Origin of the sequence: Segatella baroniae B14, assembly GCF_022024235.1 — a bacterium.
Lineage (GTDB): Bacteria > Bacteroidota > Bacteroidia > Bacteroidales > Bacteroidaceae > Prevotella > Prevotella bryantii.
Window position 1 is genome coordinate 932,564 of sequence record NZ_CP091800.1, and the last position, 25,357, is coordinate 957,920.

Below are 25,357 nucleotides of genomic sequence, written 5' to 3' on the forward strand. Positions count from 1 at the left end.
ATTCAGATGATTATGAAAAAATATATCGCATTTATAGCCATTGCTCTTCTTACAACCTCTTGCCTGAAAGAGTATCCTAAAGGACAACTCACGGAAGACGAGGCCTACCAGTCTGCTGCCGATATTGAACGCAACTGTGTAGGCGATCTGTATAACTATATCGGATCAGGAAATGTCAGTGAAGGACTAATGGGAACCGAACGAGGAGTATACGACTTTAATTCGCTTACCACAGACGAACAGATGATACCCGTAAGAGGCGGTGACTGGGAAGACGGCGGATTCTGGAACCGTCTCTATAACCATACCTGGAAACCGACTGAGACTGAACTCAACGATACTTGGAATTATCTATATAAGGTAATCGGACTGGCTAACCGTTCGCTCAATATCATCGAGAAACATCGTAGCACACTCACCGATGCACAGTATCAGGCTTACACCGCCGAGGTGAAAAGTATAAGGGCCATGTTTTATTTCTACACGATGGATCTCTTTGGACGCATCACGATGGATGACGACCTTATACTTCTCGACCGTAGTAAAGCCTACCAACGTATCATCGCCGATTTACAGGCATCACTGCCTTATTTATCAGCAGAAGCCAGTAACCATGAAGGCGAAATGTATGGCCGGGTAACCAAGGGAGTAGTATATTTCCTGTTGGCTAAATTGGCACTCAATGCAGAAATATATATGGACGATAACTGGACCGACGGTAACCACCTTGACGGCAAAGAAATAACGATACAGGTAGGCGAAAAGAAGTTAAATGCCTGGGAAGCCACAATAGCTTATTGCGACTCACTCGAAACAAGACAACCTTATTATCAGCTAGAATCAGATTATCAAACAAATTTTAGCGTATACAATGAGAATTCTAAGGAGAACATATTCACCATCCCGATGAATAACTATCAGAACACCAACCGATTCAAGTATATCTTCCGCTCTATACATTATGCCCACGCATCTGCTATTGGTATGGATGCAGAAAACGGCACATGTGCAACGATCAGTACAATGAAGGCTTATGGCATAACCGAGGACGACCCTAACCATCGCACGACAACACCTGATAACCGGCTTGCCATCAATTTCTTTATCGATACCGTTTATGATCGTGGCAATCTGGTAAACGATGGCTACGGACATGCCTTGGTATACCATCCGATGGAAGTAACAGAAGACCTTACCGGAAGTGTATACGAAAAGATCGCTGGTGCTCGTATGCGTAAATATGAAATAGATTATACTGCACTCGATGACCATAAAGTACAAAACAATGATATCGTTTTATATCGCCTGGCTGATGCCATACTGATGAAAGCGGAAGCATTAGTACGAAACGGACAAAACGGTGACAACGAACTGAACAGAATACGCGATCGCGTAGGTATGCCTCATATCGCTGCTACACTTGACAATATACTTAACGAACGACTGCTTGAGCTGATGTGGGAAGGTTGGCGCCGTAATGATTTGATACGATTTGGCAAATATACCAGCCACTATAATGACCGAATCAATGCTATTGACGATACAACAGGCTTTACCACAGTGTTCCCTATTCCGTATGATGTATTGCAATTGCATAAAGGATGGACACAAAACTATGGTTATAAGTAGTTTTTTTATAGGTTTTAATAAAAAAAGTATAATAAAAATTTGGCATTTCGCAATTTTTTATTACCTTTGCACTCGCTTTTAAGGCACGGGGGTAGTTTCCAGAGTGGCCAAATGGGGCAGACTGTAAATCTGCTGCTTCTAGCTTCGGTGGTTCGAATCCATCACTACCCACGTTTTACGTGGTGATTGTCATGAATTACTTCTTTCCTTTTAAGCATTTTGGGTAGTTTCCAGAGTGGCCAAATGGGGCAGACTGTAAATCTGCTGCTTCTAGCTTCGGTGGTTCGAATCCATCACTACCCACGAAAAAGGATGTAAATCATAATGGTTTACATCCTTTTTTCTTTTTCTGCCTTCATAAGAGGGCTTCGCAAACTCTTTTTGCTTCACCCTCCTCGCCGATTTGCTGCCGCCATGTATATTTATAATTATGGCTTGATGTAACGCGCCAAACCGTAAATGTAACGACGAAAACCAGGGCGATAGTTGAGTACACTATCGAACCATCCAAGATGTTTAGCTACAATTCTTACAACAATACCTACATAAACCATGGCAAAAAGCGTACCCACACCCGTTATATGCCACTGCCATGTACCAAAGAATATGTAACTGAATACTACAGCCAGAACCACCAAAGTAACATCGACCATTATCTTCACCTTAGGAAACTCAACACCAGTAACGCGACTAATTGCAATCGGCATACCCTCACCCGGCATCGTGACACTACCACATTGTACTTCCAACGCAATACCTAAACCTAAAATGGTACAGCCAACCCACTCTGCCAGCAATTTACTCCATAAGACAGTAGGAACAAGCCACGAAGTAAGCAGCATATTTACATCTATCAGCGAACCAAAGAAAGCACCGATAACAAGTTGAAACAATTGTACCCACTCAAACTGCTTACGAAGTATTATCATCTGTACAAGTACAAAAATGAAATTAGCCATAATAGTATAAATACCTATACTCCATTGGGGAACGGAAATACCTTGTGATCCAGCCTGCTGAAAAACGTAAGGAAGCGTAGAAATAACACTTGACCCTGCAGCGGAGCGCACACATACAGCTACCCCTAAAGTCATTACATACAAAGAAAAAAGCAGCAACACATGCTGCCATACAAATCCTAATACCTTGTCTTTTAATACCATAATATGTTCCATTTCCCATGCAAAGTTACAAAAAAAGTTAGATTTGCTGCAATACCCATATCGAATATTTAAAAAGATACCCTCGACGCATCATTGTATGACATCGAGGGTATCACTACGTTCCATATAAGTACCTTGGAACTTCAAACACGAAAATGAAATATCTATTTATACGAAGTTAAGACTCATCTTCTTAAGAAATGACTGTTCTTCAGCTCAGCATATCCATCTGTAGACCAAAGAGCGAGGAAGATAAGTACTGGCTGGAAAAAGAGTCTTATCAATCGAGCGGAATCCGTATTTAATCCGAATGCATCGATATGATTAAAATACTGATTCAGATTACCTGGGAAGATTGCGATATAAAACAAGGCCAGCAAAATACCTACTGTTCCTTTGTGCTTATAAAGGAAAAGCATACCTAAACCAAGTATCATCTCTACTACCCCTGATGCCAATACAACAAAATCAGTAAATTCCGGTGAAAACTGAATCCATGTTGGTACCTGGGCAACAAACTCCAAACGACTAAGTGTAAGATGCGAAAATCCTGCAAATGTCATAAATACCCCTAAAAGCAAGTGAAAAAAAGTTTTGATGTAATTCATAATTCTTTCTTTTAATAATTGAACAGAAAAGTCGTACTCTATTTTTTCTATTAAGATTTTACACTCCTTCCTTAGACTATCTTTCTACGACTTAATAATTTCACACATTTATTACACTAATATACACATATTACTACACATCGCAAGCGATAATGCACCCCTTTTAACTTTTTTTAAGAATCATCATTAACTTGCACTTAATTAAAGCTTTATACATAGATAACTTGATATAAAAAGTAAAAAAAATTACATTTCATTTGTAATATTAAAATAAAATAACTATTATTGGTAGCATCTATATAGCTAAAATATTAGATTGGTCTCATCTTTCCATTCTTTTGGGGCGGAAAAAGGTTTTAAGATAAAAAGTAAAAAGCGGACTAGCTTTATGCTGTCCGCTCGTTACAATTAAAATACACGGTTAAACTTCTACTCTACTGTAGAAGAAATGGCTGCATTCAAGCAACCTGTATTTATGTGATTTTTTGTCATTTCTATGTATTAATGACCTTCAGAAATGATATAACATGCGTTTTGAGAGGGTATCATGACATATATTTATTACGTGTCAGTGCAATGTAAGTTGTGAGCCTTGTCAGCAATCTCTCTATTTCAAGTTTATCTGTTATTGTTTGCATCTGAAGTAGATAAATCCATCAAATCAAAGTACATCAGTCTCGTATCTAACTCGACACGCTCGCCCTTCTTACCGCCAGTATAGATAAATTCCTGCTCTTCCGACGTGAACAGGAATACAAATCCATTCTTTTGATAGAAATCGAGGACATCTGGATCATTTACTGCATCGACAACGACAAACCGACATCCGGTTTTGTTGTCAGGAGACAAGAACCATTGCTTGATAAACAGAAGAACCTCGCTTCCTATACCTTTATGTGAATAGTCTTGGTTAACCGCCAACCGTCCGACCAGTACTCCCGGGTATCTGCGCATATGCTTGTGCGTCATATGCTTCATGTAGTCGCGCCTGCTACGAGGAAGGTCATAAACACGTATGCTGTCGTTTGATACCGTGAAAGCACAGACGATGATAGATGGATCATCCTCCAAGACAAAGCAAACAGTGCTCGTCAAGAAATCCCATTATTTCGTCATTCCTGATTTACGCAAAATGCTCTGCATTGCCTTAAATGCAGGTGTGTTCTCTATGCCGTCAAAGCCCTTGAACTTGCGTTCTGCTTCATCAGCACGCTCTATGAATCTTTCTGCATCCTTACCTTCCAAAGTAGGTATTGCCTTAATTTCTATTGCCATAATCTTCCTTTCTTTTTTGCAAAACTTTTACGAAAGCTTGCTTTCAAATTGCCAGGTGCAGCTAAAGTTTATGCAAAGGTAACTATTTGTTTTAAAATGGCAAGCATAAAGAGCCATTTTCTTGATCATGGGAAGCGAATCCGGCATAAAATAATATTTAAAATTCAAACATAAACTTTTAAAGTTTGCTAAATAGATAATGTGCCAATAGCATAGGATGTCAATAAATTACAGGATTTTAAAAAGTAAAAAGCGGACTAGCTTTATGCTGTCCGCTCGTTACAATTATAAATACACGGTTAAACTTCTACTCTACTGTAGAAGAAATGGCTGCATTGTAATCGATTTCCTTATTCGGAATAACCCATGTCCAATAGTTATTATCTTCCGGAGCTTGAGAAATAACAAAGTTGATATTGAAGCTACCACCATCCTCGGCAGAATGGCGAACCATAGTGATGCCCCAACGCTTATAATCAAACCAGTCGAAGCCTTCACCCCATAGTTCGATACGACGATACAACCGTACTTCTTCAAGCAGTTCTTCACCGGTCTTGGTACAAGTATAAGCCTCATCACGACCAGAATCTCGGGTCAAAGTCTGCAACAACTGTTGTGCTTCAGCATCCTTTCCCAGATGACAGTCGGCCTCAGCCTGAATAAGATACATTTCTGAAGAACGGAACAAATTCAGCTGACCGACACCAGGCTGATCTGTATTCTGAGTTTTAAACTGCATATAAGCACACACAATACTAGTACTATACAGTTTATCACCATACTTACTCTTCGCATACGTATTAAGGTCTGTACCCGCCACAGAAGTACTGGTATTATATGCATATTCCTTAGGATCAAGGAACATATCTTTACGGATATCTGTCTCTGGAATAACATCATAGAGTTCCTTGCTGATAGCAGCTGGATAGTTACGTGCGATGCTCGCACTCGAATTACTACCTTCGTAAGCGAAATACTGGTAATAATAAAGCGTTTCTTCAGATGAACTATAAACACTCCATATCCATTCATCATTCGGAGTATTAAAACCACCATCCTTATATTCAGAAGCACTCATCAACGGATAACCCTCACGGGCCATCTGTGCATATTTAGCAGCATTACTCCAATCCTCACGTGTCAATGCTGCACGGGCATATACCGCATAAGCCACACTCAAATTAGGAGAATAATTATCATCTGCATCACGATCTTCTCCCGATGCTGTAAAGTCGGCGATAGCCTCATCAAGATCAGCATAGATTTGCGCATAAGTTTCGCCAAGTGTAGAGCAGCTCATACTGTCTGTACTCACATCGGTACGCAATACGATACCACGGCTTGCTCCCTCATTGCTGTCTTTCCAGCGATGACTATATATCTGCGAGAGCATCAAGAAGCTATACGCTCTAAACGTAAGAGCTTGCGCCTTAATGAAAGCCTTATCTGCATCACTTCCTTCTGCAGCATCGATATTAGCGATAACGGTATTGGCATTACCGATAATCTTATAGTAATAATACCAAGGATAGTAACAGTAGATACTGGTAGAACGTTCATGATAGGTACTGTTCATCAGAGGAGCCCATCCCGTAAGTTGACAGCGTTGATAGTCATTGCCAGGATAATTACCATAGTAGGTCTTGATAGTACCCTCACCATTGAAGCCCTGCGACTCGAGATACTGGGTCGTCATCATTTTACAGATTCCATTAATGGCTAATTTGGCATTGTCTGTCGTCTCGAAGATAACCGAAGGACTTACCGAAGCTGTAGGAGTAGTATCAAGATAATCGCTACTACAGCTGAAAAGCATGCTGGCCATACATGCTATGAATATATATCTTATTTGTTTCATGATGCTATACTTTAGAACTTAACATTTATACCGAATGTAAACACGCGTGGAGTTACAAGATAATTACTCTGTGAACCATCGAACGACTGCTGTGGATTAAGTCCCTGACGTGCTGATAGCGTAAAGAGATTCTCACAGGTAACATTAAGATTTACCTGGTCGAGACCGATTCGATGAACCAGTGTTTGTGGCAACTTATAACCCAGAGAGATATTTTTCATAACCAGATAGCTGGCATCAGTAAGCCAGCGAGAAGAGGTGGCATTGTTATATGCACTCAGCGTGCTATTAATCTGTGGAATAGCATCGGCTGAAATACGATTCACGGAAGTTTCGGTCATCCCTTCAGGTACACCACTCCACGAGCGAAGCAAATCGGTATGCATATTCGAAGCACTCGTAGAGGTTGACATCAAACTTTGATAGATAGAATCGTACACCTTACCACCAATAGAATAGGTCATCATCGCACTGAGCGTAAAGTCTTTATATCTACCGGTGAGAGAGTAACTTCCATATACTTTAGGAATGGCAGACCCTTGATATTCCTTAAGCGCATAGCTTGTATTATTGACGTAATACTCACCATTAATCTTAGTTACCTTTGAGGTAATATCGGTACCCGATGCGTTTCCTACTATGGTACCATCTGTCTCGGTATAGCAGTAATCTTCCAGATTAGCCTTATAGAGCGAGTTACCCGTCATCATGTCTACGCCGACATAGGTGTAGGTATAAAACTCGTAACGGCTTTTGCCTTCTTCTATCTTGTATATATCACTGATAATACCGTCTTTATTTTGTTCTGGTAGTTTAGTAATCTTATTTTTCAGTGTTGTAGCGTTGAAGCCAAAATTCAGTCCCCAGTCCTTTTTCTTCACGATATCGACATCAGTATTCAGTTCGAAACCATAATTGGCGATGGTACCGATATTCTGGGTAATGGTAGACTCTGCTTCAGTAACCGATGTAGCACCTGCTGATAGTGGCATATACACATCGAAGAGCAGGTCACGATTGCGACGGTCAAAATATTCCAGACTCAGATTCCAACGGTTGAAGAATCGTCCTTCCAGACCGATACCTAGTGACGAACCCGTTTCCCATTTCAAATCATTGTTAGAATTCTGAGAAAGATAATAAGCACCCTTGTTGGCATTCTGGTCTGAAGTATAGAGAGCCATATAAGCATAATAGTTGGCACCGGCATCATTTCCGACAAGACCATAATCGGCACGAAGTTTCAAACTGTTTATCCATCTGTACTTCTTCATGAAGTTTTCCTTGCTAATCATCCAGCTACCACCTACACTACCGAAGGTACCCCATCGGTTATCCTTAGAGAAGCGTGAAGAACCGTCGCGACGGAAAGACACTTCACCCGTATACTTGTCGTCGTATACATAGCGTACACGTCCCAGATAACTCTCTGTACGATAATTGTTCTCCCATCCTTCTGTGGAGGTAATCGAGGTAAAGTTACTCAGATTATCCTTTCCTGCAAAGACCTCGTTTGTCTTGAAATTGTAAGTATAATCGTAATTATAGTAATAATTTTCATGACCCAAGAGCACATCTACACTATGCTTACCAAACTCATGATTCCATTTCAGCTGCTCCTGTACCGTATACGTCTTATAGCGATAATATTCACGCATAGAACGACCATTATTACCCTTACCATCACCGATAGTAGCATTGGTATAGTAACGGTTTTCCTTGTTTACCGTGTTTAGACTACCGTTCACCGTGAAACTGAAATTATAAGGTAGCTTGAAGGTAAAATAGGCATTACTAGCCAAGGTATTGCGATAGGTACGATTTTCATTCAACTCATTCTCCCAGATGACATGGCGGTCAGAGAACTGGTTACGGGTAAACACGATATTACCGTCAGAATCGGTATAATACCCCGGATCATACTGTTTGTTACCACTCGCATCAAGCATATAGGTACCATCCGAATTATGCAAGTGAACCGGATAGATCGGTGCAATATAACGGCAATACATAAAGGCATTCGTATATGAACCGGAAGCATCACCATTAGAGAAATCAGTGGTCTGATGACTACCATTGATAGAGAAACCAGTATTAAACCATTTCTTTGGACGGAAATTCATATTGGCACGACCTGTCAGACGATTGAATCCAGAATTAGATACATATCCATTTTCATCGAGATAGCCCAATGAGAAATAATAATCACTCTTCTCGCTAGACTGTGAACCACTGAAGTTATACTCCTGACGAGCTCCACTCTGTATGGTTTGGTCATACCAGTCAAGATCGTCAAGATAGCCATCCAATATCTGGGCATCAGATACTAATTTACCATTAGAATCAAAAAGCTCATTATCCGCCTTATTATAAATATTGAGATACAGACGCTCGCTGATCAAGTTATTGGTAGCATAGGCAGCCGCTGTTGCTGCATCATCGCCCGCAGTGATACGAGAGTTGCGAAGATCCATCCAACTGGCCTCCATAAACTGGTTGGCATTCATCGTAGAATACTCTGAGATACCACGATTATACGTACCTAAATTCGCACGAAACTCAAACTGCATCTTGCCATTCTTACCCTTCTTGCTCGTAATAAGAATAACACCATTGGAAGCACGGTTACCATAGAGGGCACATGAAGCAGCATCCTTGAGTACCGTAATACTCTCGATATCATTCGGATTCAAGTCAGAAATATTACCATCATAAGGCACACCATCGAGTACATAGAGAGGATCGCTGTTACCATTTACGGTACCAAAACCACGAATACGAATAGAAGCATCTTCACCTGGCTGACCATATGTACTGTTGATCTGCACACCCGAAGTAGAACCCTCGAGAGCTGCTGTAACACTTGAAACCGGACGCTTTTCGAGTTGCTCTGAACCGACCTGAGTTACAGCTCCTGTAAGAGTAGACTTCTTGGCAGAACCATAAGCCACTTGAACCACTACCTCATCAAGACTATTGGCATCTTCTGATAATGTAATCTTCATGTTAGGCTTAATCTGTACCTCTTTCGTCTCCATACCTATATACGAAATGGTAACAGACTTTCCTGACTTGGGTACTGAAGGCAAAACAAACTTGCCATCGACATCAGTTACTACACCCAAACGGGTACCCTTGATGATAACAGAAGCACCAACAACGGGCTCACCGTTTTCGTCTACTACAGTTCCCGACACTGCGTTTTGAGCTAGAGCTGTCCCTCCACAAAGGAACAGGCTCAATGCTATTGAACCTAATTTTTTATTCATAAGTAATTTGTGTTGGTTTATAATTTCTCTCTTAGACTCTAATTTCTCTCTTAAAACTCTATTTTTCCTCGTGATATCCTAAGTCAAACCACAATAAAGTCTCAAAATGTAACTAGTAGTTCTTGTAATATTCCTGTTAAGTCTATTTAATTTTCGTTGCAAAAATAAGCTAATATATTCTAATATGCAAGTAAATCAGCCAAAAATGTTACGTTTTGATAAATTTAAAAATACAATGTTACACCATGCACACATCATGTTACACTATCGTTAATAGCACCTACAAAAAAACGGGTATGCGACAAGCACATACCCGAAAGTTAATCTAATATCAACTAAAAAAAATGATTAGTGAATGGTAATTTTCTTACCATGATGTATATATATACCCGCTGGGAGCGAAGCACCATGAAGTGCTGGAGCTACCTGAATACCCTGCAAATTGAATACAGGTCCATCGGTAACTTCAGATTCAGTCGCAACACCTTGTATCGCTGTAGTCTCTGAAGAATTATATTGATTAGACTTCGCATTAGCAGTACCATGAGAAATCTTAATATGACCCAAAACTACTTCAAGCCAGTCACCACCGTTACCCCACTGGTCAGCTACAGGAGTCCAACGTACATGATAATACCCTGTAGATGGGGCCGTAAAGTTTACTACACCATAATTTGCATCGTAAGTACCTGTATTTAGATTTCTGTCCACATTCTTGGTAACACTAATAATCTGACTGCCTAAAGAGTGATTGTTCTTATCAAAGACTTCACATTTCAGATAAGGAGCCCCTTGCCATGCTGCAGCAAAATAACTAAAGTTATAATTACCCGCAACAAGACTCAGTCCATAGTTTTGCGCTGTACCAAACTCAGCGTAACCTGCACGAGTAGCAGCCTTCTGACGTACATAAAGAGCTGTAGGCAACTGACCAGCCTGAGTAAACTTAAATATGCGAGGACCTACACCAGCCAGAGCACCTGTAGCCACCTGTTCACCATCATCGACAATAGTCCAACCAGCAGGCACCATATTCTCTGTATTGAAAGCAAGAGGATTATCCATATTGATAAGACTTACATTACCGACGAGCACTTCTTCCCAGGCACCACCATTACCCTGAGCATCGGCTACAGGAGTAAAACGGACACGATAATTGCCCTTATCCATAACATAGAAACTCAGAGCCACTTTCTTTGATTTAGATACAGTACCCTGTTGACCATCCATATTAGGAGTAGCATTAACTATCGTAGAGCACAATATCTGATTGTCAGGGTTAAACACTTCTACTTTAAGATAAGGTGTACCCTTCCACGCAGCAACATTACAGGTAAGGAGATATTCGCCGAAACCAAGATTCAAGCGATGACCATCCATGGCACCATATTCGATATAGCCAGCTTTATCTGCTGCTATTTCACGACAATAGAAAGCGCTCTTGAAATCGCCACCCGCAAATGTCAATATGCGAGGGCCACGAGTAATATCGCTGCCTGGATATACCTGACTGCCATTATCAGCTACAGTCCATCCTTCTGGAATATAGTTGGCAGTGTTAGCCCATGCAGGAATCAGACTGGTACCCGTTGGGGTTGTTGTTGAGCCAGAAGTAGAACCACCCTGATTGCCACCAGTACTTGGCTGAGTATTACCAGATGCATGTGCATAGTTTACTTTGGCATATTCGCGATACCAATCCCAACATGCACCACTACAAGCCTCTTTCATACCATTGAAAGCAGGTTTTACCACACCATTATTAATATAAGCGTCAATATCGATATAATCGTCTACAGAAGTAAGGTTCATCGAGATATTGCCGAAATGATCCATAACAGCCTTCCAGGCATTACCCCACTTAGATGTAGAAGCCGTACCCCACGTACCATAGTTGCTTGCTACCCACTGACCGAACTCATTCAGTTTACCTGTACCAGGCTGTTCTGGACTCCAGTCTATCTCACTTACTAAGATAGGTTTCTTGGTGACAACCGGTACTTGCTTTTGGAAATTATAGATAAAAGCATTGTGATCATAACTCTTGTCGCTTGCACCATACCATCCAGGATATACATGTACGGCATAACCATAATTACTATCGCTAACCGGATATTTATCATAGTCAGCATACTGACTCTGATAGCCCGTTCCTGGTACCCAGATAATACCCGTATAGCCATTATGACGGATGATATCGATGATTGGTTGGAAATAATCGCGCATCGCCGTAGCCGAGTTCTGACCATACTGATTCTTAATATGTATAGGTTCGTTAGCCAATTCGAGCGAGATGACACCACTATTCTTCTTCAGCGTCTGACTCTTAGAGACGATATCCCAAACCGTCTTGAGATAGTTCTGGTAAGCATCACCTACACGCAATTCCTGAGGACACACTCCAGGTGGACGAATCACAACAAAAAGACCATGATTCAGAGCCTTCTGAGCAATAGGCAGATAAAGTGTTTCGAGATATTTTTGCAAGCGAGCACTACTGAAACGTGAGATATCATTCTCTCCACCACCATTAGTAGCCTTCTTATTAGGGTCATTCGTCCACCCCGGCTCTAGATGGAGACGAAATAAGTTACAATACGCACCCGAGCTGGTCTTGGTAATCGCAGTAAAGAGTTTGTCAAAATAATTAATACATCCCGGTACAGCCTCATCATTACAGTTCCAGCCCCATCTGTGCCTATTAAAATAAGGACTTGGGGTGTCCATAACGCCATGAAGCACAACCTTATTCCCATACTGATCATTGAGTTGATTGCCCGAGACATGCAGAGGCGCTACAACTCCGAACTGTGCCAGTGCTGCCATAGGCAACAAAAGCAACGAGCCAATAAAGGCTAAAATTTTCTTCATTGTTAATAAATTGTTTTAGATTTATAAAATGTTTTAGGTTATTAATCGTGACAAACATATGTAAAATAAATACGAAGAGCTTTGCACGATGTATCAAATTGTTTGCAAAACGTATTTTGTATTGTATATTTACTCAAAAACACTTATTTTTGCGAAAATAAATCACTTAAATCTATGAAAAAATTTTTATTACTCGTATGTTTGAGCTTTTTAACGCTCGCAGCGAACGCTCAGGAGAAAATACCAGAACTGGAGTATGTATGCGAATTAAAAGTAAAGTGCGACCCTGCTTATAGTGTGGGAAATACTTCTCATGGCAAGCGTGTTATCATTCCGATTGTCGGTGGTAGCTTTGAAGGTCCCAAACTCAAGGGTACTGTGGTAAGAGGTGGAGCTGATTATCAGCTGGTAGATGAAAATCAGGAACGCACTGAGCTCAAGGCTATTTATGACATTAAGACTGACGATGGCGTATACATCCATGTTTGCAACGAAGGTATACTGTCTACCAAAAACGGCAACTTTTATTTTCGCACTGCTCCCAAGTTTGAAGCCCCTAACGACAGTAAGTACGATTGGCTTAATCATGCCATCTTTGTCTGCATTCCACAGGTAAAAGACTACATCTCACTAAAAGTGTGGCGAGTCAAGTAAAAGCGTAGCAAGTTTAATCCAAATATCTTTTAACGATTATTAACTGGCACGAAGTGTACTATTTATCAAATAAAATAGTATATTTGCCTATAGAAAAGTTTTGATGCGAATATAATTCAACAAGGGAACTTGTTGAGTACACTCCGAAACAAAAACCGCTCAAAAAAACAAAAAAGGTGTTGAAGTGATTTCAATGCCTTTTTGCTATTATCCATGATACATCCTGAAAAGAAGTGTTACAGAATCAATATCGTTGTCCCATGTTATAGTCTGTTGTGCTACGGATGAAATTAAATAATCACAAATAAACTATAAAACAACCCATGCTCTTTTAGAAATTCTTATCCCGAACAGGGTTGTTGATTAATAAAAATATGTGCAGGTGAGATAGATTTGATAGAAAGTTCTGTTAAATGACATAGCTCAGACATTATTTTGCTAAACTATTCGATATATCCCATCAAAATTGTAACTTTGCATAAAATTTACTGAAAATGGACATTAAAAAGTTTGAGGAAGATCTTCATCATGATCTTCATGAATATTTCAAGGGAAAAAAAGAACTCGATGAGCGATTTGCTGAATGCCCAGACGTAGAAGAAAAATGGGAAGCTATAGCTAACGCTTATTTGGCAGATGGTATGCGCGAATTTGCGAATTATCCTACAGCCTCTCTCGGCTGGATGATGTTTATCGGCATGGCGCTGGCTCAATACTGGGACACAGAATGGGAAATCTATGACCAAGTACCTGATCTGTATGTTTATATGCGCGACAAAAGAGATTTTGACCATCTCGATGAATATATCTGTGAAGAAGTACTCCATCTGGAAAAAGATCAGCAAAAAGCTACCTCTGAAATGATCAGCGAGTGTGCTGCTCGCGTACTCAATATCCTGCAACATGCAGATATCCAGCCTGGTACCAAAGAAGCTTTTCAAGGCTATGTGGCTTGTATACACCAAATGTATCTCATGGGTATGGGTATCCAATTGCATCGCCTGGGCTATCACATGACCCGATTATAAGGCCTTAAACAGAAGAATAAACGCTTTTTGCTGAATATATTTGTACTAGTCGAATAAAGTTTGTATTTTTGTCGTTCTAATTAGCAAAAAGCATAAAAAGAAATATTGTCGATAGGAATATAATAATAAACGATGCGAATGAATAGAAGAGTAGTTATCACGGGTATGGGAATCTGGTCTTGTCTCGGTACTAACCAGAACTGCGTGGCTGAGGCCCTGAGACAAGGAAAATCGGGCATCGGACTGGACCAGAAAAGACTAGAATATGGTTATCGATCTGCTCTTACTGGTATTGTAGAGCGTCCACAACTCAAACCGTTTCTCAAGCGTCGTCTTCGTCTTGACTTGGCTGAACAGGGTGAATATGCTTATATGGCTGCCCGAGAGGCTTTCCAGCAAGCTGGCATCAGTCAGGATTATCTTGACCAAAACGAGGTGGGCATACTCTTCGGAAACGATACATCAGCAAAACCTATCATTGAGACGTCTAAGCTTATGGAGGAGAAGCACGATTCTGAGCTCCTGGGCTCTGAACTCGTATTCAGGTCGCTTAATTCTACGGTAACGATGAATCTAAGTACCATCTTCCACCTTCGTGGCATCAACTTTACGGTAAGTTCTGCTTGCGCCAGTGGCAGCCATGCTATCGGTATGGGTATGATGCTCATACAGCAAGGTATGCAGGATATGATACTCTGTGGTGGTGCTCAAGAGGTAAACTATGAAGCAATGTCGTCTTTTGATGCTCTTCGCACGTTCTCTATGCACATGGATGAACCGCAGAAAGCATCGCGACCTTTTGACAGAGACCGAGACGGACTGGTTCCAAGTGGTGGAGCTGCCGCACTCGTGCTTGAAGATTATGAGCATGCTGTTAATCGTGGAGCTACCATTTTGGCAGAAGTAACTGGATATGGTTTCTCTTCTAATGGTGGCAATATTTCGCAGCCTAGCGATGTGGGATGTGCTGTGGCGATGCAGAGAGCGATGGATATGGCTGGAGTAAAACCGAGTGATATCGATTATATCAACGCGCATGCTACAAGTACCAAACAGGGGGATATGTTTGAAGCTATCGCACTCCACAAGCTTTTCCATGGTGAGCATGCACTTATCTCTTCGACAAAGGGTATGACGGGACACGAATGCTGGATGGCTGGTGCTAGCGAAATCGTGTATAGCATCTTAATGATGAAAAATCATTTTGTGGCACCCAACTTGAATTTCGATAACCCGGACGAATACTCAGAACCTCTTCATCTGGCTCTTCAGACGCAAGATGCCGACTTGAATTATATTCTGTCTAATAGTTTTGGATTTGGAGGTACAAACTCTGCACTCGTGATCAAAGACATCAGATAAACCAATACAAAAGATAGTTATACCTTATTTATATAAGGACATGAAGAGTTAATAACAAATTAGGAGTTTTTTTTAGATATCATATGCATTTATCAGAATCAGTTCGTAAACAATATACAACAGAACATTTGTCTGCACGCGAAGCTCAACGTAATGCTGAGTTTATCGCTTTTGGTCCAATTATTTTCCAGGTGGCCCGCATTATGGTGAAATGGGGAATATTGGATATGCTTCGCGATAAGGAGATGACGATCAACGAAATCGCTGAAACGACTGGCAAAACGATTTATGCTATCAAATGCCTCATGGAGGCCTCTCTCTCTATCGGACTGGTTCTGATTAACGACGTAACTGACCGGTTCTCTATCTCCAAGACGGGATGGTTTCTTATCAACGACCCGGCAACGGTGGTAAACATGAATTTCAACCATGATGTAAACTATCTGGGCATGTTTGAACTGGAACAGGCGCTTGACCATGGTAAACCGGAAGGTTTAAAATATCTTGGCAACTGGAAAACGGTATACGAAGGACTTTCTCAACTGCCGGCCGACGCACAGAAGAGCTGGTTTAATTTTGACCACTTCTATAGTGACAGTAGTTTTGAAGAGGCGCTGCAGATTGTATTTGCGAATCATCCGAAGACCTTACTCGATGTAGGTGGTAATACCGGAAGATGGGCGCTGCAGTGCGTAAACTATAATCAGGATGTAGAGGTAACGATCATGGATCTGCCTCAACAGATAAAACTGATGGAAAAAGAGACCGCTGGTAAACCTGGAGCAGACCGTATCCATGGATATGGTACTGATATGCTTCATACAACCAATCAGTTTCCTACCCAACCGCATTTTGATGCTATTTGGATGAGTCAATTTCTGGATTGTTTCGCAGAACCAGAAATACAAAGCATACTGGAAAGAGCGGCTAAAATTATGGATGGCAACGCTAAGTTGTATATTATGGAGACCTTATGGGACAGACAGAAATACGAACCTGCCGCCTTATGCCTAACACTGACCAGTCTGTATTTTACAGATATCGCTAATGGCAACAGCAAGATGTACCATAGTGAAGACCTAATTAAAATCATCGAAAAAGCTGGGTTAAAGGTTACTCAAATACATGACCATTTAGGGCAAGGCCACAGTATTATCGTATGCCAGAAAAAATAAAACCAGAATATATACCTAAAAGCCATTAAGGCATAAAAAACAGATACATGAATAGAGAAAAAATCGAAGAGATTGTACGCGAATTCCTTATCGAAGATTTGGAAGTGGAAGAAGAAATGATTAGTCCTGAGGCAAGTTTGAAGGATGATTTAGAAATCGACTCACTTGACCTTGTTGATATCGTGGCTATTGTGCAGGATAAATTCGGTTTCAAAATTAAACCGGAGGAAATGGGACAGGTAAAAACGCTGGCTCAATTCTGCGATTATATCGAAAATAGAATGAATAAATAACAGCTTATTTGTAGCAAATTCCAGAAAGATGGCTGATAAAGTTTGGAAAGGAAATACAGGAGGAACAACATGGATGCAACGGAGCCTCATCACTATGATGGAGTTTATTCCGCTGAGAATAATGTATGTCGTCATCGACATCTTTGTGATTCCTTTTTATATGCTTTTTGTGCATCAGGCTTATCTGGCCATGTACCATTTCTACAGACTGCGACGTGGATGCAGTATGCTGGGTGCGTTTATGAATGTATACCGTAATGAATGTAAATTTGCTCAAATTATTCTGGACAGATTTTACATTTACTCGGGTGGTAAAATGGAATTTGAAATCGATAATTTCGAACTCTACGAACAGCTGGCGAAGAGCGATGAGGCTTTTGTTATCTATAGTGCACACATCGGTAACTATGAGGCTGCCGGATATAAGTTGAAAGCGAACAACAAACGCTATAATGCGTTAGTATATGGGGGCGAATCGGAAACGGTGATGGAAAACCGAAGAAGACTTATGGCCGAGAATAATATTAATATGATTGTCACGAAAGATGACTTGAGCCATCTTTTCGAAATGAATAATGCTCTGAGCAACGGGGAGTCTTTAAGTATTCCAGGCGACCGTATGTTTGGCAGTCAGCGACATATTACTTGTTCGTTTATGGGAGCTAAAGCAAAATTCCCACTGGGGCCGTTTGCTATTGCCGCCCAAAGAGAGACTCCTGCTATCGCTATCCATGTGATGAAGGAAAAGACACACCTGTATCATATTTACATTCAGAAGATACATGGCGAAGGAAAAAATATAAAGGAACGTGCTGAAAATTTGGCGCGAGACTATGTGGCTGGACTGGAGAAGGTGGTTAATGCCTATCCTACTCAATGGTTTAACTATTACGAATTTTGGGCATAATCATGGATGAAAATAAAAAAAAGGTCCAAACTGACGATGGTATCGATGTCAGACAGATAGATGTGCATGAACTGCTCTTACAACAAGAGCCTTTTGTCTTTATCGACCAGCTGACTTATTACGATGAACGATTAACTACATCCGTATTCAGAGTCAGCCCAAATCATCTCTATGTAGAAGAAGGTAAACTACAAACCTGTGCGCTGGCAGAAGTGATAGCCCAGACCTGTGCGGCACGAATCGGATATATCAACAAATATATACTGAAACGTACCATACAAATGGGATTTATCGGAGCCATCAGAAACCTGAAGGTATATGCCACGCCTCTCGTTGGTGATTTACTCGAAACACAAGTTGAGATCAAAGAAGAAATCATGGGGATGCTTCTCGTAGAAGCTCAGATTAAAAGGGGCGAAGACCTCATCGCTGAAGGTACGCTAAAAATGTCCCTTACCGAACAACCCCAATAAACAATAATCAAGGAAATATAAATATGGAATTGAAAGAACAATTAAAAGCTATGATTATCGAGGCCTTAAACCTCGAAGATATTACTCCAAATGATATCGAAGACGACATGCCGCTCTTTGGCGAAGATGGTTTGGGCCTCGACTCTATCGATGGTCTTGAACTTATCGTATTGCTCGAAAAACATTTCGGTATCAAAATTAAAGACGCCAAAAAGGGTAAAGAGGTTTTCAAGAATATTGAAACCATGGCTTCTTTCGTAGAAGAAAACCGTACGAAGTAAACTTCACTTATATTAGCAGGCAAGTGACAAAGCACGTATTTATATCTGGAGCAGGTGTGATTTCTGCCATCGGTAAAAATCAAACGGAGATGCTGTCTTCTCTACAAGAGAGTCGTTCGGGCATTGCTGCTCCTGTCTATCTGAAAACAACCCATCTGGAGTTTCCGCTGGGAGAAGTAAAGGCTACCAATGAAGAACTGGCGGCCTTACTACATCGACCTGTAACTCAGGCTGTTTCCAGAACAGCCCTCTTGGGTATGGTGGCCGTTCAAGAAGCCCTGACAGATGCCCGACTCGATGGTTCGCAGCGCATCGCTTTCATATCAGGAACAACGGTGGCTGGTATGGATCAGACTGAATGTTACTATCCTGATACCTTATCGGCCGACATGATTTGCCAGCATCCATGTGGTAACAGTACCAATAGCATAGCAGACCACTTCGGCTGTTTCGACTATACCACAACCGCTTCTACAGCTTGCAGTTCTGCTCTCAATGCGATTATCTTGGGTAAACTGCTTATCGAAAGTGGTAGATATGATATTGTGGTTGCGGGAGGCACCGAAAGTCTATCTAAATTCCACCTCAATGGATTTAAATCACTGCTTATCCTCGATGAACAGCCTTGTAGACCATTTGACAAGACAAGAGCTGGACTTAATCTTGGTGAAGGTGCTGCCTATGTGGTTCTTGAAAGCGAAGCTTCAGTAAAACAAAGAAATATACACCCTAGATTTATACTCGAAGGAGCAGGAAATGCTTGCGATGCATTCCATTCTACAGCTTCGTCTGAACATGGAGATGGGGCTTATCTGGCCATGAGCCAGGCGCTGACTGATGCTCATCTACTGCCGCAAGACATAGACTATATCAATGCACACGGCACAGCTACTCCTAATAATGATACGAGCGAGAGTGAAGCCATTCGTCGAGTATTTGGCGAGGCTATACCGCCTGTAAGCAGCACAAAGGGATTAACCGGACATACGACAAGCGCCAGTGGAAGTATAGAGTGTGTATGCTGTATGCTTGCCTTAGCGCATCAGTTTATCCCTCTGAATGCCAACTGGCAAGAAGCTGACGAAAACTGTATCATACCTTTTACTGATGATAAAAACCAAACTGCTCATGACTTGCGACACGTCATGTGTAATGCTTTTGGTTTTGGTGGAAACGATTCTTCAATTATCATAGGTACCTATCATGAATAAAGTATATATCATCGCCAAGACTCAAGCTGTAACACCAGAAGAATATCGACAGTATATTCATCCGATAAAGACTCGTCGATACGGCCGGTTGGTGAAGCGTGCACTGGCTACTGCTCTAAAATGTATACAAGAGAGTGGTATTGATCAGCCTGATGCGATTATCAACGGTACAGCATTAGGCAGTTGGGAAGATTCTGAAAAGATTCTCGACGGTATGACAGCAGAAGGCGAAGACGTAAGTATGCCTACACACTTTATGCTCTGTACCCATAATACGGTTGCTTCTATTATAGGCATCTATACACATAATCATGGGTATAACAATACCTACAGCCAGGGTAAAGTGTCGCTCGAATCAGCGATGCTCGATGCGTTCCTGCAATTACAAATGGGTAAAATCAAGACGGCACTGGTCTGCCAGAATGATGAACTGACTCCTGGATTAAAGGATAAAATCAAAAAAGCGGGACTTCATCCTGCAAACCTGGTGAATGATGATGCGATTGCCTATATGCTTTCTACGGAAAAAGGTGAACACGCGATTGCAGAAATCAGCGATATCATCATCCGCCATACTCCTCATGGAGACGAAGCAAAGATCATCACCATTCCCTGTACAAACCAATAAGAGATATGCAACTCATCCTATTAGCCATCATACAAAGTTTGCTACTATGCAGTGGACAAGTTTTCTTAAAATTTGCCCTTAGTCGCATGGGGATATGCTCATGGACATGGCAATTTATATCAAACCAACTTACGAATTGGTGGTTCTTAGCATGTGGCCTTTGTTATCTTGCAGCATCCATCTTATGGATGTATATTATCAAAACATTCCCCTTCTCGATGGCTTATCCGATGGTATCGCTAAGCTATATATTCGGAATGCTGGCAGCCATGTTTATCTTCCACGAGGATATCCCGATGACGAGATGGATGGGTATATTCCTGATCATGACCGGTTGTGTACTGGTCGCAAAATAAGATACAAAATAAAAAATCTACAATGAAATTACTGCAGTCATTATATACTATCATAGAAGAGAAAGATGATTCCTTCAGTATAAAACTGAATGCAAAGCATATCATCTATCAGGCTCACTTCCCTGAAAAGCCGATTACTCCGGGTGTATGCATACTGCAGATCATACAAGAACTTGCTGAAATAAAATGCCATCAAAAACTTCAACTTGACCAAGTTAACAACCTGAAATTTGTAAATCCTATATCACCAGGAGACCATCAGAAATTAGATGTTATCTTGAATATCAGCGAAAACCTCAACGTAAAAGGATACATTAAGAGTGATAAAATCTTCACCAAATTTTCAATTCTATTCAAAATCTAACTGGACTTGTTATGGATAATACTGGTAAAATTATTGACAAAGAAAGAATTTGCGTTATCGTACCTACCTATAATAATGGAGGTACTATCATAGACGTTATCAAACGTATCTACAAATACACCAATCATGTCATCGTGGTTAACGACGGATGTACAGATCAGACCGCCGAAAGCCTTAAACAAGCTGCTTTCGAACATATCGAAGTGGTAACCAATAAGAAAAATAAAGGTAAAGGGAGCGCATTAAAGGAAGGTTTCAAAAAAGCTATACACCTAGGCTATGAATATGCGATAACTATCGATGCCGATGGGCAACACTATCCTGAGGATATCCCATTATTGGTAGATGCACATCTTAAAAATAAAGGATCATTTATTACCGGCGAACGTACACTAAACCCGGAATTAATGAGAAATGGCAGCAACTTTGCTAATAAATTTTCTAATTTCTGGTTTCATCTGCAGACTGGTATTAATCTTCGTGATACCCAGTGTGGCTATCGCATGTATCCGCTCCATTATATCCACTCCAGTTGGTTTATAACATCTCGTTACGAATCAGAACTGGAATTTCTGGTATATGCAGCCTGGCATGGCGCTCCAATTGTCAGCGTACCTATCCAGGTGTACTATCCACCTAAAGAAGAACGTATCAGTCATTTCCGTCCCGGTTATGACTTTACACGAATCTCGATATTAAATACGTTTCTGACATTGATAGCACTCGTCTATTTCATACCGAAACGTATGATTAAAAAAATTATATCATGAGTATTTTTTTTCTAAAAATATATCGTTTTTTCAACCAGCATAAGTACATTGCCCTTACACTTCTGCTGGCACTGACTGGAGTGTTTGCCCTGCTCGCACTCCATATTCATTATGAGGAAGACATCGCCAAATTCCTTCCTAAAAACGAGAAGACCGCCCGTTTCCAGAATATCTATCAGAAAATTTCTGCTCAAGACAGGATTATCTTTCTCTTAACATCGAAAGACTCTGTCCGGAAAGCTGACATCGATACACTCGAAGAGGCTATGGATGAACTTGGGGAAACTCTCGAAAGTAAGACAAAGGTAAAAAATCTGCAGGTTACTATCGATGAGATCCAAACTCAAAATATGCTTGGGTTTATCCTGCAAAATGCACCTTATTTCCTTACTGAGCAAGATTACCAACATATCGACTCGCTTCTGGCTAAACCTGACTATGTGGAAGAACAGATGGCACAAAACGTGCAACTGGTACAAATGCCTATGAACGACGTGGTCATGGAAACGGTAAGACATGATCCCGCACACCTGTTTAATCCACTCTTACAACGACTAAAAAATCTGAAAATCGATAATGAGGTGAAAATGCGAGACGGCTATTTGTTTACAGCCGACGAAAAATATGGTATGATTACCTGCTCCACTCCATACGGATCGAGTGAAACCCAGAAAAATGCCTTGCTTGCCGATGACTTACAACAGGTTGTCGACAGTATGCAGAACCAATACCCTACCCTGAAAATAACCATGGTAGGTGCTCCACTCATCGCTGTAACCAATGCCAATCAGATCAAATCAGACTCCATGCTCTCGGTAGCAATAGCCGTGTTCTTTATCTTAGCCCTGCTACTGTGGCATTATCGCCGCATCGCTGATATGCTATGGATAGGCTGTTCGCTGGCATTCGGTTGGCTTTTTGCCTTGGCAGGCATGGCCCTGTTTAAAGATTCTATATCTATTATCGTACTCGGTATCGGCTCTGTTATTATCGGCATCGCCGTAAACTATCCGCTTCATTTTCTTGATCATATTCGCGAGGAGCACGATCGTAAAGTAGCCCTCAAAGATATGGTACCCCCACTGCTTATCGGCAATATCACCACCGTTGCAGCATTCTTCTGTTTGATAGGATTAGATGCTCAAGCCATGCGCGACTTAGGTCTTTTTGGGTCGCTCATGCTTATCGGTACGATACTTTTTGTACTTGTATTTCTACCAGTGTATGCCCAAGGAAGTAAGCTAAAACCTAGGGCTGTAGCTGAACATATCAAATGGAATATACATATTCCGCACCTGCTGCCCTTAGTGATTGTCATAACGATCATACTAGGCTATTTCTCGCTGTCTACATCGTTTGACTCGAACTTGCAGAATATTAACTATATGACGAGCGACCAGAAACATGATTTGAAATTACTCGCCGCTACCGTTAAAGAGGCTCCGGTGTATATGGTGGCTGAGGGTAAATCGCTCGAAGAAGCGCTACAACAAAACGAAAAACTGATTGATACAATCTCACAACAGCAAGAGATATCGCATATCACGGGTATAGGAGACTTTGTTCCTTCTCGCAAACGACAGGAAGAACGTCTGAAAAACTGGAACGCTTTCAAGCAAAAATATGCAGCGCGACTGAAAGATGAAATTATAAAAACTGGAAAAATACATGATTTCGATAAGGAAACTTTTGCACCTTTCCTTGCTAACCTCGATAAAAACTACACCACTCAACCGATAGCATACTTCAAACCGATTGTGGGACAGGTTGCTGATAGCTATATCCTCCAGGATAAGACGGGCTATCAGGTAGTAAACTATGTCTATACCGCTGATAAAAACAAAACGAAGGCCATGACACCGCTGGCTTTCTCAAGCGAGGATCTCAGTAATCAACTGGTCACTATTCTCAACGATTCTTTCAATTATATCGGTATCGTTTGTGGATTTATCGTGTTTTTGTTCCTGTGGATTTCGTTTGGAAGCATCGAACTCTCGGCCTTATCTTTCCTTCCTCTGGCGGTATCATGGATATGGATTTTAGGCATAATGCAATTATTCGGAATCCAGTTTAATATCGTCAATATTATTCTTGCATCTTTTATCTTTGGTCAAGGTGATGACTATACCATCTTTATCACAGAAGGTTTGATGTATGAATATACCACTGGCCGCAAACGACTGGAATCGTATAAAAACTCTGTCATGATATCAGCTATCCTGATGTTTATCGGCATCGGTTGCCTCGTATTCGCCAAACATCCAGCCTTGCAATCATTGGGAGCGGTGACAATTATCGGAATGATTACTGTCGTGATGATGGCCTATTATCTTCCTCCACTTGTGTTCCACTGGCTTACGATGAAACATGGTGCTAAGCGGGAAGTGCCTCTTACGCTGAAACGCTTGATTTATAGTGGTCTTACCTATACGGTTTTTGCCTTCGTCATGCTGTGTATAGGCTATCCATATACATGGTTTCTCACTCATCTGGGCAAGATGGATGAAAAACGTAAGTTGAAACTGCATCATGTCATACAGTATTGGAATGCATGGGCGGTACGAAACCTTCCTGGTGTAAAGTTTAATATCAAAAATAAGAATCAGGAAGATTTCAGTAAACCTGCTATTATCATCTGCAACCATCAGAGTCATCTTGACCTTATCACATTACTACAACTCTCACCCAAAATGGTTTTCCTGACCAAAGACTGGGTATGGAATAACGCTTTCTTCGGACCAATTATTCGCCATGCCGAGTTTTATCCGATAACAAACGGTGTAGATGATAATATGATTCACCTAAACGACTTATTCCGTCGAGGTTATAGCATCTGTATTTTTCCGGAAGGAACCCGAAGTAGCGACTGTCACATACAACGTTTTCACAAAGGGGCTTTTCTACTTGCACAACAGTTAAAAGCGGATATACTACCACTCTATCTACATGGAGCAGGACATGTTATGCCAAAGTACGACCATATTTTACGCAACGGACAAATCACATTAGAGATTGGCGATCGTATACCTTATGATGCTAGTATAAATGCTCGTCAACTTACCCAGCTCATCCACAAAATGTACCAAAAACATTATGCTGAAATGCAGAATGAATTAGAAACGGAGCAATACTGGTCTGCATACGAAAAATATAGAAAGATTTATCAGATATGAACACAAAGA

22 protein-coding genes and 2 tRNA genes are annotated in these 25,357 nt (G+C 41.0%); 17 read left to right on the top strand and 7 right to left on the bottom strand.

The window, feature by feature from the left end:
• Positions 1 to 12 precede the first annotated feature (12 nt).
• From L6469_RS13920 to L6469_RS13930, 3 genes are all read left to right on the top strand, one after another.
• Positions 13 to 1,629 (top strand): RagB/SusD family nutrient uptake outer membrane protein, encoded by a 1,617-nt coding sequence (locus L6469_RS13920; protein WP_039870245.1) that lies wholly within the window; start codon positions 13 to 15, stop codon positions 1,627 to 1,629.
• 89 nt (positions 1,630 to 1,718) lie between these two features.
• Positions 1,719 to 1,800: transfer RNA gene (locus L6469_RS13925), tRNA-Tyr, on the top strand.
• 50 nt (positions 1,801 to 1,850) lie between these two features.
• Positions 1,851 to 1,932: transfer RNA gene (locus L6469_RS13930), tRNA-Tyr, on the top strand.
• 125 nt (positions 1,933 to 2,057) lie between these two features.
• Here the strand turns inward: L6469_RS13930 and L6469_RS13935 are convergent.
• The 7 genes from L6469_RS13935 to L6469_RS13965 form a co-directional block, all read right to left on the bottom strand.
• On the bottom strand, positions 2,058 to 2,804 hold the full coding sequence (locus tag L6469_RS13935; protein ID WP_006282160.1) for a YczE/YyaS/YitT family protein: 747 nt from the start codon (positions 2,802 to 2,804) through the stop codon (positions 2,058 to 2,060).
• Between the two features lie 173 nt (positions 2,805 to 2,977).
• Entirely contained in the window at positions 2,978 to 3,400 is a 423-nt protein-coding gene (locus L6469_RS13940; RefSeq protein ID WP_006282159.1) for a hypothetical protein, read from the bottom strand.
• Between the two features lie 618 nt (positions 3,401 to 4,018).
• A complete protein-coding gene (locus L6469_RS13945) occupies positions 4,019 to 4,495 on the bottom strand; it encodes a GNAT family N-acetyltransferase (RefSeq protein ID WP_006282158.1) in 477 nt (158 codons plus the stop codon).
• A gap of 9 nt (positions 4,496 to 4,504) precedes the next feature.
• Entirely contained in the window at positions 4,505 to 4,675 is a 171-nt protein-coding gene (locus L6469_RS13950) for a hypothetical protein (RefSeq protein ID WP_006282157.1), read from the bottom strand.
• Positions 4,676 to 4,982: 307 nt separating this feature from the next.
• Positions 4,983 to 6,533, bottom strand: coding sequence for a RagB/SusD family nutrient uptake outer membrane protein (locus L6469_RS13955; protein ID WP_006282156.1), 1,551 nt, complete (start codon positions 6,531 to 6,533; stop codon positions 4,983 to 4,985).
• An 11-nt stretch (positions 6,534 to 6,544) separates the two neighbouring features.
• A complete protein-coding gene (locus L6469_RS13960) occupies positions 6,545 to 9,802 on the bottom strand; it encodes a SusC/RagA family TonB-linked outer membrane protein (protein ID WP_006282155.1) in 3,258 nt (1,085 codons plus the stop codon).
• Between the two features lie 348 nt (positions 9,803 to 10,150).
• Entirely contained in the window at positions 10,151 to 12,673 is a 2,523-nt protein-coding gene (locus L6469_RS13965) for a cellulase family glycosylhydrolase (protein WP_006282154.1), read from the bottom strand.
• Between the two features lie 174 nt (positions 12,674 to 12,847).
• On the opposite strand from L6469_RS13965, the gene L6469_RS13970 reads away from it, so the two are divergent.
• From L6469_RS13970 to L6469_RS14035, 14 genes are all read left to right on the top strand, one after another.
• Entirely contained in the window at positions 12,848 to 13,327 is a 480-nt protein-coding gene (locus L6469_RS13970) for a DUF3237 domain-containing protein (RefSeq protein ID WP_006282153.1), read from the top strand.
• 494 nt (positions 13,328 to 13,821) lie between these two features.
• A complete protein-coding gene (locus tag L6469_RS13975) occupies positions 13,822 to 14,355 on the top strand; it encodes a hypothetical protein (protein ID WP_006282152.1) in 534 nt (177 codons plus the stop codon).
• Between the two features lie 138 nt (positions 14,356 to 14,493).
• Complete coding sequence (locus L6469_RS13980; protein ID WP_006282151.1) at positions 14,494 to 15,717, top strand: beta-ketoacyl-[acyl-carrier-protein] synthase family protein; 1,224 nt, start codon at positions 14,494 to 14,496, stop codon at positions 15,715 to 15,717.
• 83 nt (positions 15,718 to 15,800) lie between these two features.
• Positions 15,801 to 16,892: a methyltransferase domain-containing protein gene (locus L6469_RS13985; RefSeq protein ID WP_006282150.1), complete on the top strand. Its 1,092-nt coding sequence runs from the start codon at positions 15,801 to 15,803 to the stop codon at positions 16,890 to 16,892.
• A gap of 47 nt (positions 16,893 to 16,939) precedes the next feature.
• Positions 16,940 to 17,185: an acyl carrier protein gene (locus tag L6469_RS13990; protein WP_006282149.1), complete on the top strand. Its 246-nt coding sequence runs from the start codon at positions 16,940 to 16,942 to the stop codon at positions 17,183 to 17,185.
• 28 nt (positions 17,186 to 17,213) lie between these two features.
• Positions 17,214 to 18,092 (top strand): acyltransferase, encoded by an 879-nt coding sequence (locus L6469_RS13995; protein WP_074803267.1) that lies wholly within the window; start codon positions 17,214 to 17,216, stop codon positions 18,090 to 18,092.
• A 2-nt stretch (positions 18,093 to 18,094) separates the two neighbouring features.
• Positions 18,095 to 18,565, top strand: coding sequence for a hypothetical protein (locus L6469_RS14000; RefSeq protein WP_006282147.1), 471 nt, complete (start codon positions 18,095 to 18,097; stop codon positions 18,563 to 18,565).
• Between the two features lie 23 nt (positions 18,566 to 18,588).
• On the top strand, positions 18,589 to 18,846 hold the full coding sequence (locus L6469_RS14005; RefSeq protein ID WP_006282146.1) for a phosphopantetheine-binding protein: 258 nt from the start codon (positions 18,589 to 18,591) through the stop codon (positions 18,844 to 18,846).
• Positions 18,847 to 18,869: 23 nt separating this feature from the next.
• Positions 18,870 to 20,057 carry a beta-ketoacyl-[acyl-carrier-protein] synthase family protein gene (locus L6469_RS14010; RefSeq protein ID WP_006282145.1) on the top strand — a complete coding sequence of 396 codons (1,188 nt, stop codon included), beginning with the start codon at positions 18,870 to 18,872 and terminating at the stop codon, positions 20,055 to 20,057.
• Positions 20,050 to 20,685, top strand: a complete 636-nt coding sequence (locus L6469_RS14015) for a beta-ketoacyl synthase chain length factor (protein ID WP_006282144.1) — start codon at positions 20,050 to 20,052, stop codon at positions 20,683 to 20,685. The genes L6469_RS14010 and L6469_RS14015 overlap by 8 nt, the downstream gene beginning before the upstream one ends.
• A 5-nt stretch (positions 20,686 to 20,690) precedes the next feature.
• A complete protein-coding gene (locus L6469_RS14020; RefSeq protein ID WP_074803270.1) occupies positions 20,691 to 21,041 on the top strand; it encodes an EamA family transporter in 351 nt (116 codons plus the stop codon).
• Positions 21,042 to 21,063: 22 nt separating this feature from the next.
• Positions 21,064 to 21,405 (top strand): beta-hydroxyacyl-ACP dehydratase, encoded by a 342-nt coding sequence (locus tag L6469_RS14025; RefSeq protein ID WP_006282142.1) that lies wholly within the window; start codon positions 21,064 to 21,066, stop codon positions 21,403 to 21,405.
• Between the two features lie 11 nt (positions 21,406 to 21,416).
• Complete coding sequence (locus L6469_RS14030; RefSeq protein ID WP_027454280.1) at positions 21,417 to 22,175, top strand: glycosyltransferase family 2 protein; 759 nt, start codon at positions 21,417 to 21,419, stop codon at positions 22,173 to 22,175.
• Positions 22,172 to 25,348, top strand: coding sequence for a 1-acyl-sn-glycerol-3-phosphate acyltransferase (locus L6469_RS14035; protein ID WP_074803272.1), 3,177 nt, complete (start codon positions 22,172 to 22,174; stop codon positions 25,346 to 25,348). The genes L6469_RS14030 and L6469_RS14035 overlap by 4 nt, the downstream gene beginning before the upstream one ends.
• Positions 25,349 to 25,357: the final 9 nt, after the last annotated feature.